This window comes from Proteiniclasticum sp. (assembly GCF_003514505.1).
In the GTDB taxonomy this organism is placed as follows: Bacteria; Bacillota; Clostridia; order Clostridiales; family Clostridiaceae; genus Proteiniclasticum.
In genome coordinates this window covers 93,552-108,306 of the sequence record NZ_DOPX01000009.1, presented here as the reverse complement: position 1 = coordinate 108,306, position 14,755 = coordinate 93,552, and the positions used below count along the sequence as shown (strand labels likewise).

Annotated in this window: 14 protein-coding genes; 5 read left to right on the top strand and 9 right to left on the bottom strand. The window is 46.2% G+C overall.

The window, feature by feature from the left end:
- Nucleotide 1: 1 nt before the first annotated feature.
- From DEF30_RS02360 to DEF30_RS02350, 3 genes are all read right to left on the bottom strand, one after another.
- The gene (locus DEF30_RS02360) at nt 2-838 is read right to left on the bottom strand and encodes a DUF2877 domain-containing protein (RefSeq protein ID WP_294096102.1); all 837 of its coding nucleotides are present in this window, start codon (nt 836-838) and stop codon (nt 2-4) included.
- A gap of 43 nt (nt 839-881) precedes the next feature.
- Nucleotides 882-2,132: a tetratricopeptide repeat protein gene (locus DEF30_RS02355; RefSeq protein WP_294096100.1), complete on the bottom strand. Its 1,251-nt coding sequence runs from the start codon at nt 2,130-2,132 to the stop codon at nt 882-884.
- Between the two features lie 86 nt (nt 2,133-2,218).
- A complete protein-coding gene (locus tag DEF30_RS02350; RefSeq protein WP_294096098.1) occupies nt 2,219-3,757 on the bottom strand; it encodes a hypothetical protein in 1,539 nt (512 codons plus the stop codon).
- Nucleotides 3,758-4,029: 272 nt separating this feature from the next.
- On the opposite strand from DEF30_RS02350, the gene DEF30_RS02345 reads away from it, so the two are divergent.
- Nucleotides 4,030-5,718, top strand: coding sequence for a PucR family transcriptional regulator (locus tag DEF30_RS02345; RefSeq protein ID WP_294096097.1), 1,689 nt, complete (start codon nt 4,030-4,032; stop codon nt 5,716-5,718).
- Nucleotides 5,719-5,809: 91 nt separating this feature from the next.
- Here DEF30_RS02345 and arcC read toward each other — a convergent pair whose 3' ends face one another.
- The 4 genes from arcC to DEF30_RS02325 all read right to left on the bottom strand — a co-directional run bounded on the left by arcC (nt 5,810) and on the right by DEF30_RS02325 (nt 8,971).
- Nucleotides 5,810-6,751 (bottom strand): carbamate kinase, encoded by a 942-nt coding sequence (arcC, locus tag DEF30_RS02340; RefSeq protein WP_294096095.1) that lies wholly within the window; start codon nt 6,749-6,751, stop codon nt 5,810-5,812.
- 170 nt (nt 6,752-6,921) lie between these two features.
- The gene (locus DEF30_RS02335; RefSeq protein ID WP_294096093.1) at nt 6,922-7,749 is read right to left on the bottom strand and encodes a hypothetical protein; all 828 of its coding nucleotides are present in this window, start codon (nt 7,747-7,749) and stop codon (nt 6,922-6,924) included.
- Nucleotides 7,739-7,969: a helix-turn-helix transcriptional regulator gene (locus tag DEF30_RS02330; protein ID WP_031576925.1), complete on the bottom strand. Its 231-nt coding sequence runs from the start codon at nt 7,967-7,969 to the stop codon at nt 7,739-7,741. The genes DEF30_RS02335 and DEF30_RS02330 overlap by 11 nt, the downstream gene beginning before the upstream one ends.
- A 15-nt stretch (nt 7,970-7,984) precedes the next feature.
- The gene (locus DEF30_RS02325) at nt 7,985-8,971 is read right to left on the bottom strand and encodes a hypothetical protein (RefSeq protein ID WP_294096089.1); all 987 of its coding nucleotides are present in this window, start codon (nt 8,969-8,971) and stop codon (nt 7,985-7,987) included.
- Between the two features lie 415 nt (nt 8,972-9,386).
- On the opposite strand from DEF30_RS02325, the gene DEF30_RS02320 reads away from it, so the two are divergent.
- From DEF30_RS02320 to DEF30_RS02305, 4 genes are read left to right on the top strand one after another with little or no spacing between them, the layout of a single operon-like run.
- Nucleotides 9,387-9,806 (top strand): MarR family transcriptional regulator, encoded by a 420-nt coding sequence (locus DEF30_RS02320; RefSeq protein WP_294096088.1) that lies wholly within the window; start codon nt 9,387-9,389, stop codon nt 9,804-9,806.
- Between the two features lie 44 nt (nt 9,807-9,850).
- Nucleotides 9,851-11,362: a phytoene desaturase family protein gene (crtI, locus tag DEF30_RS02315; protein ID WP_294096086.1), complete on the top strand. Its 1,512-nt coding sequence runs from the start codon at nt 9,851-9,853 to the stop codon at nt 11,360-11,362.
- On the top strand, nt 11,362-12,303 hold the full coding sequence (locus DEF30_RS02310) for a phytoene/squalene synthase family protein (protein ID WP_294096207.1): 942 nt from the start codon (nt 11,362-11,364) through the stop codon (nt 12,301-12,303). The genes crtI and DEF30_RS02310 overlap by 1 nt, the downstream gene beginning before the upstream one ends.
- Nucleotides 12,304-12,335: 32 nt before the next feature.
- The gene (locus DEF30_RS02305; protein ID WP_294096084.1) at nt 12,336-13,778 is read left to right on the top strand and encodes a DUF92 domain-containing protein; all 1,443 of its coding nucleotides are present in this window, start codon (nt 12,336-12,338) and stop codon (nt 13,776-13,778) included.
- 88 nt (nt 13,779-13,866) lie between these two features.
- On the opposite strand, the gene DEF30_RS02300 is transcribed toward DEF30_RS02305, so the two are convergent.
- Nucleotides 13,867-14,118 (bottom strand): hypothetical protein, encoded by a 252-nt coding sequence (locus tag DEF30_RS02300; protein ID WP_294096083.1) that lies wholly within the window; start codon nt 14,116-14,118, stop codon nt 13,867-13,869.
- A gap of 72 nt (nt 14,119-14,190) precedes the next feature.
- A complete protein-coding gene (locus DEF30_RS02295; protein WP_294096082.1) occupies nt 14,191-14,733 on the bottom strand; it encodes a hypothetical protein in 543 nt (180 codons plus the stop codon).
- Nucleotides 14,734-14,755 lie beyond the last annotated feature (22 nt).

The window sequence follows — 14,755 nt, the reverse complement described above, 5'->3', positions numbered from 1 at the left end:
TTCATTTCTCCTTTTCCAAACATATTTTTAATAAGCTCAGGACTCCTAAAAGAATATCCTGGCCAGAAGTGTGTCCAATTGATCTAACCTGTTCTCTTTCTTTTTCAATCTCCTTATCTCTCAGAATGGCCTTTATGAAATCCAGGAGATTCCTCCGTACAAAGCCTTCCCGTGCTCTTGCGAGGCCATGGAAGCTCAAGAGATTTGTCTCGTCCCGGGCTTCTAAAAGCACCTGGTCAAAAAGCGGCAGATATTTTTCATATGGATTTCCCGGAAGGTTTAGTACGAGCATCATGCCAAGAAGCACATCATCTCCGCTGGGGGTAAGCCCAGGTCCAAGCCCAATGAGCTTTTTAGAAGACGAGAGAATCTGATCTTCATCCTTCTTCTGGAAGGCATCGGTAAGATCCATCAGCCGTTCATGAAGCAGTTTTTCCACAGCTCTCTCATATGGGGAATCTCCGTGTTGATTTTCTCTCTCCAGTATGTTTTCTGTTTCCTGTATCAATCTATAACACCAGGGGGATGGGTCATAGGGAGGAAAGAGGAGAGAAAACCGGGAAGCATTCTCCAAAGGTATGCGATGCCCTGGAATGCTAATCTCTTCTCTGGTCATGAGGATCCTCTGATCTTTTATAAAAGGAGACTCCTCGAAGCTCTTCAGGGATAAGGTAACGGCCAGAGGTCCGTCATCCATTTCAGAAGTGAGCAGGGTATAGAGATGGTTCTCCTCATCAATGATATTCAGCGCTTTCTGAAACACACTGTGCACCTGGCCCCTGATGGGTCCTTGAGTCAGCAGTCTGTCCAGCGCATCATGAATCTTCAGGGCTTCCATCTCTATGTCCTCCTCTACTTGCTATGCTTTTAAAAAATAAGGTTTATCGGGCTTCCAGTTTTTCTTCCACTCTGGAAAGCTCTGCTTCATATACAGGAGACTGCTTCATGGAAAGCGCCAGGTTCAGCAGCTCTTTTGCTTCTTCCAGACGTCCCAGAAGATGAAGTGACTGCGCCTTGTGGAATACATAAAGAGAGTTTCCTTTATCCAGTACAATGGCTTTGTCCATGGCTTCCACCGCTTCCTCATGACGTCCTAGAGATCTCAAACTGTTTGCCTTGTGGAAGCAGTAGTCATACCGTGGTGGATCCAGTTCCAGAAGATCATCCATGGTTTTCACCGCTGCTTCATGCATGCCCAGTTCTCTCAAGTAGTTGGACATGTGGTATCTGTAGAAGAAGTCCTGTGGATTCATCTCGATGGCTTTCTCATACTCTCGAAGGGCTTCTTCGCTCTTCTTCATAAGTCTTAAGGTGTTTGCAGTGTAGAAGTAGAATTCAGGAAGTGCCTTTGGCAGCTTCGCCCCTTCCAGGTAAGCTTCCAGAGCCTTGTCATACTCTACTTTCAGAGTGTACACATACCCTTTCAGGTAGTAGGCTTCCAAAGCTGTCTTCTCTTCCTTCACCAGGGTATCCAGCACTTTCAGCGCTTCTTCATAATGGTTCTCTTCAATAAGACGTCTTGCTTCCAAAACTGCAGGAACCTTCTTTGGCTCCCTTTGCTCTAAGATAGAAAGGACTTTCTCATTTCCTCTTTTTCGGGCTACTTCTATGGGGCTGTTGCCATCGTGATCCACATCATGGGGACGGGCTCCGTTTTCCATGAGTTTTCTTACAATATCACTGTACAGGAAGCTTTCGTTACCAAGGATCACTGCTTCCTGAAGGGCGGACCAGCCAAGATCGTTCACGTGATTCACAGGAACCCCTGCCTTAATACCCACTTCTACGGTCTTTAAGTATCCTTTTTCAGAGCTTGGAAGAAGCACAGTGCCGCCAAAGCGGTTTACGGACTTCAGATCTGGTGAGAACGCCAGAGCCTTCTCCAGAATTCTGTGGAACCCGTTGGCTCCTGCACAGAGCCAAGGACTCAGCATGGTGTTGTCTCGGATGTTGAGATTGGCTCCTTTTTCCATAAGAAGCGTAGCCAGCTCCAGATTGTTCTTCTGAACAGCAATCATCAGTGGAGTACGCCCGTCTTTGTCCTGTACATCGATGAATGCACCCTCTTCAATGAGCCGTGCCACTTCTTCTATGTTTTCAAGACCTGCTTGGCGCAGTAATTCGTCATTCATTGTCATTTCTCCTTACTTTTGGAATGGGAGGAAGGAGCCTTTTCATATGAAGGCTTCCTTCCTCATCTTTTATCTTCTGTATCTTCTTAAGCGGTCTGATCCGGCATATCTGTTTCTCCAGCCAGGCCCTTCTTGTCTGCAAAGAACTTGTAGGCAAAAAGACCAGCGATGAGAAGGTATCCGACGGTGATTTCTGGCTGCAGACCAAATCCTACGCCAGGGGAGTGGATAACACCTGTATAGGTTAGGACTGCTGCAGTAACTGCTGTGATGATGGCTTTTGTGGAGTCATTTCTGATGGCAAAGACCACAAGACATCCCCAGACAATACTGGATATTGGTGCGCCGCTTCCAAGAGCGACCAGGCCTCTGTGGTACACGCCTGCCTTGGTGAAGGCTTCCAGTCCTACAGCGCCAGCGTTGGTTCCAGCTGCGCTCAAGGTGTTGTTCACAAGAGTCAGAGCCCAGTTGGCAATCCATGGGAAGAGGGATACAAACACAACAGGCAGTTCAATCTTTGGTGTTTCATTGGCAGCCTGTCTAGCTACAACGATTCCTACGTAGAAGAGGATTGGGAATACAGCACTCAGTGGAATGATGCCCAGGAAGAGGCCACCAAGACCTAAGATGCTGATGATAAATACAGTGAACCCAGTGACTAAGGTATATCCGATACCTGCACCAATGGATTTCCAGCCTGGATGTCCGATGTATACGGTGGTTGGGAAAGGACAACCAAAGAAACTTCCGATGATGGAGGAGATTCCGTTGGCCAGCATGATGTTTCTTACGTTGAAGTCATCGCCAGCTGCAGAAGCGGATTCAATGTTTTCCAGGGTGAAGATAAAGTTTGTAACGCCCAGTGGAATCGCTGAAATCAGGAACACCATCGCTGGGGAGATGCCTTTGAAAAGATCTCCAAACTGTGGAATTGGGAAGGAGAAGCCAACCTGCTTCAGACCTTCTGTGATGCCTGAAGCATCCATCTGTCCAAAGAGCCAAGCCAGTACAGTACCGATGGCAAGGATCAGGAATCCTGTAGGAATCTTAGGGAATACCGCTTTCTTACCAAACCAGTTGATGAAGATGACAGCGATCACAACAAATGCTACATAAGGTGCTTCAAAGGACTGAAGGATTGGGTTCATAGCAAGAAGCAGAAGTCCCAGTCCAGAAAGAGCGGATAGAAGAACGCTTCTTGGGATGATTCTTCTCAGCCAGTCTCCAATGAATGCGCCGGAAAGTTCGATGAGCGCTTCCAGGAAACACCAGCCAAGAGCTACACGCCAAGCGTAGTACACATCTCCAGTGGATTTTGCGATAGGCATGATGACCATAAACACTACGATGAAGATCGAGGGTGCACTAGGCCCCGATGGAAGCGCAGTGACATCCGTACGTCCTGTTTTCTTCATCAGGTTCTTTCCTGCATACCAGTAGAAAAAACCTGCAATGAAGATGGCAAGTCCGAAACCAGGAGCAATTCTCTTATAGACAAATTCCGCAGGCATGCCAACGGTAAAAATCAGAAGTCCCGCCATGGTAAAGAAGTTTGTAAGATTATTGGCAAGCAGTCCGAAGTATGCACCCCAGTCGCCTTTTTTCCAGCCAAGTAGTTGAGCCATAATATACCTCCTAAAAATAAGTTCAAAATATTGGACTCTTTTTTCCTCCTCCTGCATGAACCCGGGTACCCTGTCGAAGACACACATTCCGGAAGGAAATTTCCTTTGTCATGTTCTATGTTAACTTTTGTAAACAATTTCATCATTGGCTGATATCACCTAAGATTTCACTTTCTGTTTGTGCACAAGAAACAAAGTCATTGTTCTTTTTCACAAGGAAGCCTATAATGTATCTAACTTATGAATTTTTTAACAAATCGAGGTGTGAGACAATGCTTACAGTCAGGCAACTTTTAAAACTTCCGGCACTTCGGGATCTCAAGCTGGTGTCCGGCGAAGAAGGACTGGACCATGTGATCTCCAGTGTCAACATCATGGATAATCCCGATGCTCTCGACTGGTTCTCCCCTGGAGAGATGCTGGTCACTTCCGGCTATTTCTTCAAGGACAGTGAAGAACGTCAAAAAGAAGTGATGAAGCAGCTGAAGAACCTCAACTGTCCCGCCCTGTGCATCAAGCCCAAACGGTATTTCGGCACCGTTCCGGACTGTATTCTGGAACTTGGCAATAAGTACAAAATGCCCATCATTGAGATCCCCTACGGCATGTCTTTTGCTAAAATATCTACCTTTGTTCTGGCAGAAACATCCGAGAACTATGATGTGATCAATAAAAAATCCCTGGAAATCCACGAGGAGTTTCTTCGGATCTCTCTTCACAGCGGAGGTCTCAAAAAAATATGTCAGAGCCTTTCCTCTATGATTGGAAACTCCGTGATTCTCATGGATAAGTACTGGAATGTTCTCCTATGGGAGCTTCAGGAGGAGGATCCACATCCGGTGACGGAGTTTCTTCCACTGGAGATGTCCAAGTCTTTTGTGGATGATGAGTTCATCCGGACGCTCCCTATGGATTTTGAAAGTCTTCAGAAACCCCTCGTCCGTTCCACCACCCTCCACGACGTGGAGATTCCTTTTGTCCTGATGCCTGTTTCCATCGGTGTGCAGCACCATGGGTATATTCTGGTATGGAATACCTTGAAAGAGCTCCAGGATGTGGATTTCATCGCTCTGGAAAATGCGGCCATGTCCTTTGCCCTGGAAAGAATCCGGAACAATGAGCTGGAAAGAACCAAAAACAGAGTCCGAAGAGATTTCTTTGACGAGCTTTTATCCGGTCAGATCAAGGACGTGGAAAATCTCACCTACCTCTGCGAGGTCCACGGTCTCAATCCGAGTCTTTCTTATACGCCTATGATTCTCTCCGTGTCCTTAGAAAGTGAGTATTCCCTAGAAAATCTTCTTGAACGAAAACGGGAGGAAGATGAAAAGGTCAAAGAAACCCTCCGCTTTATAGAGGACTACGCCAGCCAGAAAGATTACGTTCTTCACGCTTTTAGTCAAAATACACAAATCATTCTTCTTCTGGGAAAAAAAGCCAAAGAGGACCATTCCATCTCCTACATGAAATCCTTGGGAGAGGAGCTTCTGACGGATGCGGAAATGTACATCAAAAGTGTACAGCTCACCCTGGGCATCGGTAAAACTGCCACAAACCTTCTGGATCTTCACAAATCTTTCCGGGAAGCCAAGGAAGCCCTCAGGCTTCTGAAAAAGTCCCCTACAGAGAAGAAGATCTCTCATTTTGAAGATTTCATTGTGCACCACTTTCTGGAAGAGAACATCGATCCCAAGGAGATGACACAGTTTTTCCAGCATACGTTAGGCCCCATCCAGGAGTACGATGAGAAATACAAAAGTGAGCTTCTGCCCACCTTGGAGTCCTGGATTGCCCACCACTTCAATGTAGCCGAAACCGCCCGTGCTCTTTTTGCCCATAGAAACACCATCCTCTACCGGATGGACCGGATTTCCACCATCCTACAGTCGGATCTGAAAGACTCCGACGAGATTCTCAAATACCAGCTGGCTCTTAAGATCTACCGGCTGCTGGATCTTTAAAGGATGACTTTCAAAAAATTTAAAGGTCTGGGTTTATGCCTCACAAAGCATGAACCCAGACCTTTTCTTTTGTGTTTCTATGATGTTTTCTTTAGTACTTGACGATTCTTGTACCCGTCTCGCCCTTGATGGCACGCTTCAGCTGATCCATGGAAGTAATGAGCGCTTCCCCACCTGTGGCCTCCACAAAGGAAAGAGCCGCATCGATCTTGGGTCCCATGCTTCCTGCAGGGAACTGTCCATCGGCCATGTGTTTTCTTGCCGCTTCCACATCCATGACAGAAAGGTTCTCCTGTGTAGGCTTGCCAAAGTTCACTGCCACCTGTTCTACACCCGTAAGGATCACAAGTAGATCTGCATCAATTTCCAGAGCAAGCAGTGCGGATGCATAATCTTTATCGATGACCGCCTCTACTCCGTGATACTGGTCTTCCACATCTTTAATGACTGGAATTCCGCCGCCGCCAGCTGCGATGACCAGGTATCCTAGACCTGCCAGAGCTTTAACAGCTTCCTTCTCGATGATCTCCTGAGGTTTTGGTGAAGCCACTACTCTTCTATATCCACGGCCGCTGTCTTCCTTCATCACAAATCCTTTTTCTGCCATGAGAACATCTGCTTCTTCCTTGGTGAAGAAAGGTCCCACTGGTTTTGTAGGATTCTTAAATGCTGGGTCTGTTCCGTATACTTCCACCTGGGTCACCAGGGAAACAATCTTTTTCGTCAGGCCTCTCTCCTTCATACGGTTCATGAGGCTCTGCTTGATGACATAACCAAGAAGTCCTTGGGTCTCTGCACCGCAGGCATCCATGGGATACGCAGGCACAAGATCCTTCCCCGCTTCTCCCTTAATCAGAGAATTCCCTACGTGGGGTCCATTTCCGTGGGTCAGCACCACATTGTATCCTTCTTCTAAAAGATTGATGATATGGTCACAACTTTTACTCACATTTTCAAACTGCTCTTCGATGGTTCCTTTTTGCCCTTCCATGATGATGGCATTTCCGCCTATCGCAATGACTGCTGTTTTCATGATAATCCTTCCTTTCTGAAATCCTTTTCTAGGAATAACTTTATCATGAGAAAGAAAGAACAACCCACCCACAAAACAGCCAAAAAGAACCCTGTTCTTTTGGTTATAGTAACCAAATTGCATTAAAAGAAAAAAGACCGGAGCATCTTACAGCTTTCTCTTACTTTTCCTTATTCTTCCCACAGAATTGGCACAAGCTTCTTTAGGAGAACACCCTCCGCTTCCTCATAAAGAGGGAAGGACGCTTCCTCCTTGGATACGAGAAGCCTGTCTATGGACTCTTCTCCTTCTAAAGAAGATTCATACTCCAGGAGAAGATATGCTGTATCCTTATCTGGTCTGTACTCTTCCAGATTCTCAGAAAAAGGAAGCACTGTTTCCTTTCTGATAGCATGGTCCTTTCCCATCTCAAATATTCTCACGACTTCCGGTGCCGCTTTATACAGAAAGCTCACCTTGAACTTCATCTGATATCCTTCGTTGTTTCCGATTTCGTCATAAGAGTCATCTTCTGAAAGCATCAGCGCACTGAGATGATCCACTTGATAGCCCATGTCATCAGACCGCTGCATGAAAACCTCTCCGTTCTCATCCTGGCGAATCCGGTAAGGATAGAAGATCTGATTTTTCTCTGTGAAGTAGAGCACGGCTTCCACATCTTGCGCGGTTCCACCTCCCTCTCCCACACTGACAGTGATATTCATGTCTGAAAGATGGCCACTGGTGACCTGCTCCTGATATCTTTCTCCATCTTTTTTGGTTACAGAAGGAGAAAAAAAGAAATATCCTTTCTCCTCTTTCACCTCATAGGTCTCCGTTTCTTCATCATAGACCACTTCTGGAAGATCTTCTTCTTCTAGTTGCCCCATCCGGTCTGTTCGTAGGTATACCCCGATGAACCTTCCTTTGGAAACCTGCTCCTCCTCTTTCGCCAGCTGACATCCTGTGATCATCATGACCCCCAATAGGAGACCACCAATCAAAAATTTATGCTTCATATTCTTCCTCCTCCAGTTCTCCGTCAAATTTCAACAGATCCCCCACATCACACCCCAGAAAATAACAGATTCGGTTTATCGTATGGAACCTGATGCCTTTCGCTTTTCCACTTCTTAAAATGGAGAGATTGGCTTCTGTGATCCCCACAAGACCGCAAAGCTCCTTTGCTGTCATGCCCCGCTCTTTCAGCATCTCATCCAGATGCACGTTAATCGCCAAGAAACTCCCTCCTTTTTATATGAACAGATCGTTGTCTTCTCTCAGCGCTTTGTTTTCCTTCAAAAGCACTGTCAGAAGATAGATCCCGATGGATGCCATCATGGGCAGAACCGGCAGTAGGAGGGTCACTTCCATGGAAAGGATGTTCCCCAAAAAAAGCAGCTGCAGGAAGTGATAGGAAAGGTTCATCAGAACCGTCATCTGGATGAGCGTAACACTCCCTTTTCCAAGCCGCTCTGAGAGGGCTGCCGCTTCTTCTGTAGTCCCTTCTTTTGAAAGCTCCAGAAGCCTCGCTCCCCGATAAAGGAGCGGAATGCCCAAAAGGTACGGAAGAGCGCCCAGTAAAAACTGCAGAAGTAGGAAAAATTGGCTGATGGTAAGACTGCCAGTTCCATAAAGTACACCCAGCATCTCAGTATTTCCTTGAAGAAGAGCTTCACTTTTAGAGATCCACTGCCACAGCTGAGGGCCCATCACTTGAAAAACAAAAAGAAGAAACATCAGATAAAGGGCTCCTTGCCCATAGGCAAAAAGACCTGTGCGATCCTTCTCTTTCAGGGCATGAAGGGCAGACAGCACAATATAGGAAAAGAGGAGAGAATATAGAACGCCTCCCATGAGCATCGCAAAAATGCCCTCTCCACCGAAGTCTCCATAAAGCGCAGACAGATTTCTTGGATTCATGAGCTGATACAAGGCGTAAAACAGAAGCGCACTTCCAGCTCCCAAAAGCACCTCCCGCAACAGCCTCTCCTTTTTTCGCCTGAGAAACAGCACATAAAGAGGAGACAGGGAAAGATCGAGATAAAGAAGCCAGGCCAGCACATTATAAAACCCACCCTTCAGGGAAAGACTCCTTAGGATCTTTGCAAGGGGCAGAAGAGGAAAGGAGAACACGGAGAGAAACATCTCTGGAGAGCTTCTACGAAACAGAAGAACCAGCAGTAAGATTCCAGACAGTATCCCCGCACTGATGGTCCAGACCTTTTTAGATTGAATCATACAACACACCTTCTTTCTAATTATTGTAAGACGATAATTATTGATCTTAGTGTATCATCAAAATTATTGTTTTACAATAATTTGTAGAGGGAACAGTAGATTTTCTTTTATTCTCTTTTAGAAAGATCGTCGAAGTCATTTTTTATCATGAAAAGACCTTGGCCCTCCTTCTGCTCCAGCAAATCAAATCACATTCTGACATATTCCTTCTGCAGAATTACATTATGTGATATTTTCACTTTCAAGCTTCCTTCCTTCAGAATCTTAGAAGTGCTGTAACTGCCTAAGCTGAAGCTTTACAGTGGTTTTTTTCTGTTTTTTGCTCACGGGATGCTTTTTTCTTCCTCTTCTCTACTCCTATAAACAGTATATCTGTTGTATAATACAACCAAGTGAAAAATTAAGGAGGAAGAACATGTTTATCTGTACAATCAGTGTCTTTCACAAATACGGAAAACAGATTCTGGATGAGATGCTGCAGCCCCTTCAATTGGATTGGCGTTCCATGGTGGTGCTTCTTGTCGTGGATCAGGTTCCGGGCATCTCCCAGGGAAGACTCATCCCTTTTCTTCAGACGGATAAAGCCAATGTGGCGAAGCTTCTGAAAGAAATGGAAGAAAAGGATCTTCTGGAACGGAGAGAAGAGGAAGGCGACCTCAGGATAAAAAACTGTCATCTCACTTTAAAGTCTTCCGCATTGATGCCAGAGCTGAAGAAAATCATGAGAGACTGGGAAGAACAGTGTTTCAGCGGAATCACGGAACCAGAGAAAGAAGTGTTTTTAAAAGTATCCCGTCAGATTGGCTATAATCTCACAGGCCACTGGAAGCTTTAACATCATAAATCAAATAAGACTTACAGAAGAACGGAGGAAAAGTAATGGGAAAAAAAGTATTAGTTGTCGGAGCCGGCATGGCCGGTCTGTCCTCAGCCATACGGCTGCAGCATGCAGGGTATGAGGTGGAGATCTACGAACAGGGACCACAGCCCGGAGGCAAAATGCATCAGATCCAAGCCGAAGGGTTCACCTTTGATGTGGGACCGACTCTGGTCATGATGCCTTCCATCTACCAGGAAGTCTTCGCCCTGGCAGGAAGAAATCCCGATGACTACATCCCCATGAAGAAACTGGATCCTATGTATGAGGTGTACTTCAAAGATGAACCCTACAGACATTATGAAGTAAGTTCGGATCTCACAAAGCTCATGGAGATGGTGGAAAAGAAAGGACCGGAGAATGCCAGAGGCTTTCTTCAGTATCTTTCCGAAATCTACACCCGGTATCAGGTGGCTCTTGATCACTTCATCACGAGGCCCTTCCGGAATAAAAAAGACATCTACAATCCTTTTATGATGCAGCAGGCACTGAAGCTCAAAACCTTTGACAGCGCGGACCATATGATGGCCTCCTTTATGCCGGACAAGGATCTTCAGCAGATGCTTTCTTTCCAGACCCTTTATATCGGGGTATCTCCACAGAAAGGACCCTCTCTTTACAACATCATCCCTATGATTGAACTTCTTTATGGCGTCTGGTTCATTGAAGGCGGGATGCACACCATGGCACAAGGCATGGCGAGACTCTTTGAGGAGCTTGGCGGTAAAATCCACTACAATCATCAGGTGGATGAAATTCTCATCGCGGGTGGAAAAGCCCTGGGACTTTCTGTGAAGGGCAAGGCAGTGACATCAGACTATGTCATCAGCAATGCGGATTTCCCCTACACCATGACCCACCTCATCAAAGAGGACAGCGCCAGAGGAAAATACACCAAAGAAAAGATCGACAGCATGGACTACTCCTGCTCCTGCCTTGTGTTTTACTGGGGTATGGATCAAACCTATGAAAAGCTTGCACCGCACACCTTTGTGATTTCTAAGGATCTGGATGACAACCTTACCCGAATCTTTGACGGACGTCTCATTGAGGATCCTTCCATCTACCTTCATGTGCCCTCCCAGGTGGACCCTTCCATGGCACCGGCAGGCAAATCCAGTTTCTACACACTGATTCCTGTGTCAGAGCTTGGCACAGGAACCTATGAGTGGAGCGAGGAGACCATCAGCTATTACCGGGAAAAAGCCTTTGAAACCCTCTCCCGGATCCCTGGTCTTGAAAATATCCGGGAGGAAGTGGTGTTAGAGAGGATCTTTACTCCAAAAGACTTTGAGCAGTCTTTTTCTGCCTATCGAGGCGCTACTTTTGGACTTCAGCCCACCCTCCGTCAGAGTAACCACTGGAGACCCCAGGCCAAATCCATGGAAGTGGAGGGACTCTACTTCACAGGATCCAGCACTCATCCTGGTGCAGGGGTTCCCATCGTCCTTCAGTCTGGAAAGATCTGCGCCGAGGAGCTGAGACGGGACGAACCAGGAGATGACTTCAAGTGATGGAAAAAGAAAGAAAAGAAGATGTCCTTCAGCGCTCCTATGAAGCCGCAGAAGACATCATGAAGCAACGTGCCAAAAGCTTTTATGAAGCTTTCAGAAGACTCCCTGAAGAGAGATTTCAAGGGGTTTGCGCCCTTTACGCCTTCAACCGCTATGCAGACGACCTGGCAGATGGAGATGCTTTGGGGAAAACAAGAGAAGAAAGGCTGCTGGCCTTGGAAGAGCTGGAAAGAAACGTGAAGAACCTGTATCATGAAGAAGATCACAGTTCTCCCTTGAAGGAAAGTTTCTGGCCCGCCTTTGAGGACACTGTGACCTCCTGGGGAATTCCTCTAGACGCACTTCTTCTTCAGATAGAGGGACAAAAAAGCGATCTCTCTTTTCAGAAGATCACTACTCTGGAGGAACTCAAAGAATACAGCCGGAAAGTAGCGGGGTCTGTGGGCAGAATGATGGTACCTCTATTGGCACTGGATGAAAAACTGGCGGAAGATCCGGAGTTTCTAAGGACTTGTGAAGAACTTGGCATTGGCATGCAGATCACAAACATTCTGCGGGATGTGGGGGAAGACCTTCGGGACAGAGACCGGCTGTACTTGCCTTCAGACCTTTTGGAAGTCTATGGAATAAAGGAAGATATATTAAGAGAACTGAGTTTAAAAGAAGCCTTCACCGAAGAATCCCTACCTGCAGGCTTCATCCCTATGGTGGAGCATCTCATGGATCTTGCGAATCCCTTGTATGAAGGCATCGCTTCTTATCTCCCCTATTTTCATCCAGCAGCAAGAACCCCTTTGCTATCCGCAGCACTTCTTTACCAGGGCATCCATGGAGCCATCCGGAAATCCCGCTATAATGTATTCACAAAAAGGTGCTATACAGATTCCATGACCCGGGCTAAGCTGGTGCTAAAAGCAAAAAGTCTTGTGGATCTTCTGTAACACAGCAATGAACTAAAGGAAGGATAAGAAATATGGAAAACATCATCGGTCTCACTTCATCGCTGGCCTATATTTTCTTTGTCATCGGTATCGCCACAGTGGTGGCAAAGAAAAGCCAAGGCGCTTCAGAAACCTCTCGAAAAGTAGTTCACATCCTGGTGGGCAACTGGGTTTTTCTCACGCCTCTTTTCACGGAGCTCTGGGCTGTAGTCCTTGTGCCCTTCACTTTTATCATCATCAACAGCCTGAGTCTTAAATATACGCTCATTTCGGCCATGGAAAGAAACGATGACAGCTTAGGGACCGTGTACTATGCCGTCAGCCTTTTCTTTCTATCTGGTCTTGGATTCCTCCTTGGGTTCCGGGCGCTGCCTTATATCGGTGTCCTCACCATGGCCTACGGAGATGGTTTTGCCGCCATCTCCGGCAAAAAATGGGGAAAGAAAAAGCCCTTTTCCTTTGCACCTCTTAAGTCATTAACCGGAAGCCTGACGGTGGCCGCTACAGCATTCTTAGCCACCTTTGGCAGTCTTCTCTACTTCCAAAAGGAGTTCAGTATAGAGCGCAGTTTTCTCTTTATTCTTTTTGTTGCACTTCTCAACGGCATTTTTTCTGCCTTCATGGAGCTCACTGGAAAAAAAGGCTGCGACAATCTGACGCTTCCCATAGGATCAGCACTCTTTGCCGTCCTTTCCATGGAGTTTGGCACCCTACCTTATTTTATTTATCTGGCAGTAGCCCTTGCCATACTGGTTTATGCCTTCAGAAAAGAAGCGATCACCCCGGATGGAATGGTGGCTGCTCTTCTCACCGCTGTAACGTTATATACCCTTGGCGGATTTCTTCTGGGCTCCAGCCTGATTCTCTTCTTTATTCTTGGTACCGGCGTCAGCAAGATGAAAACCAAAGAAAAGAGCGAAGCTGAAAAGACCCAGGAACATACAGGCGCCAGAAACTGGAAGCAGGTCCTGGCAAACTCTCTTCCATCGGTAATCCTCTCCTGGATCTACTTTTTCACAGAGGAACCCATCTATCTGTTTCTTGCCTTCACGGTTTTCTCTGCCGCAGCATCGGATACCTTCTCCTCGGAAATTGGGATGATGAGTAAAGGCAGAGTCTTCCACATCCTCACCGGTAAACCTCTGCCCATGGGTGTTTCCGGTGGCGTGACTCTTCAGGGTCTTGTGGCGGGCATCGTCGGAAGCGTCCTTCTTTCTCTTCCGATTCTGCTGGCCTTTGGCCCAGAAGAATATCTTCTCGGGGTTCTTCTTGGGTTCTTTGGCACCATCATAGACAGTGTTTTAGGGGCCTCTCTTCAACGTAAGTATGAAGATGTTTCTGGAAAACTGCAGGACATTCCTGCCCATGCCATGGACCTGCCGAAGAAAGGCTTCAAGCTGGTATCGAATAACACCGTGAATCTTCTCAGCCTCACTCTGGTAGCCATTATAGGGTATGTGGTGACCACCCTTTGATTTTTGAATTTGAGGATAAAACAATAAGAGCTGGCAACTATGATTGATTTCATGGCTGCCAGCTCTTTTCTATGTTTTTAACATGCTTTTATACGTAAGGATCCTCTTCTTTAGATACATCAGCTGTACTTAAGACACTGTTTTTCTCCAGCTCTTCCAGACGTTTTGTGAGATCTTCCACCGTTTCAATCTGATGAAGAATAAAGGTCATGGGGATGGCTGTCATAAGAGCAAAAAGCAGGAGGATCCCCCATCCGCTCAGTAGCGAATCACTAAATACTGTTAGGAGCAGTATCAGAATCACAAGATTAAGGAAAAATAGAGCAAAGAAATTTTTCATGGCATCTCCTTCCATTTACGTTTCATGATGATACTTTCTCAGAAGCACTTTTTCCAAGTATCAGCTGATATCTTATTGTACTCCCTTTAGTGGGTAGATGGGGTCTAAGCTCCCTACAGGGTAATAGGCCAAGTCTTCTGCCGTCCAGTTACTGGTTGAGAAGGCTTGCCGGTTCTGGTCCGGTAGGGGAAAAAGATCTTTGTCCTCTACTTTTCCAGTCTTTTGGTAGAGATTCCCCGATGAAATCTCATAATAGTAATGATAGTCCTCTATGGTTTTCTCATGGGTGAAACCAAATAGAAAGATCCCTTTTTCATCACTGCTGAGTCTTGTTTCTGAAAGTACGCCCTCTCCAAAGGCTTTCTCCACATTGAGGTCAAAAGCGGTCAGCATTTTTTCATTTTCCACATCATAGAGAAATACACCAAATGACGTATGAATTCCGATCTTTTCTTCTGTCTCGTAAAAGAGATTCCCGATTTCAGCGCGTTTATTCGCTTCACTGTATCGTGGTGTCTGAAGATACTGATTATAGTTTTCTATATCCTTATTTTTGTCACAGGCTGCTCCAAATAAGAGAAGCATGCCCAGAACAATACTCCAATATTTTTTCATACTACTCACCCTTACATCAACT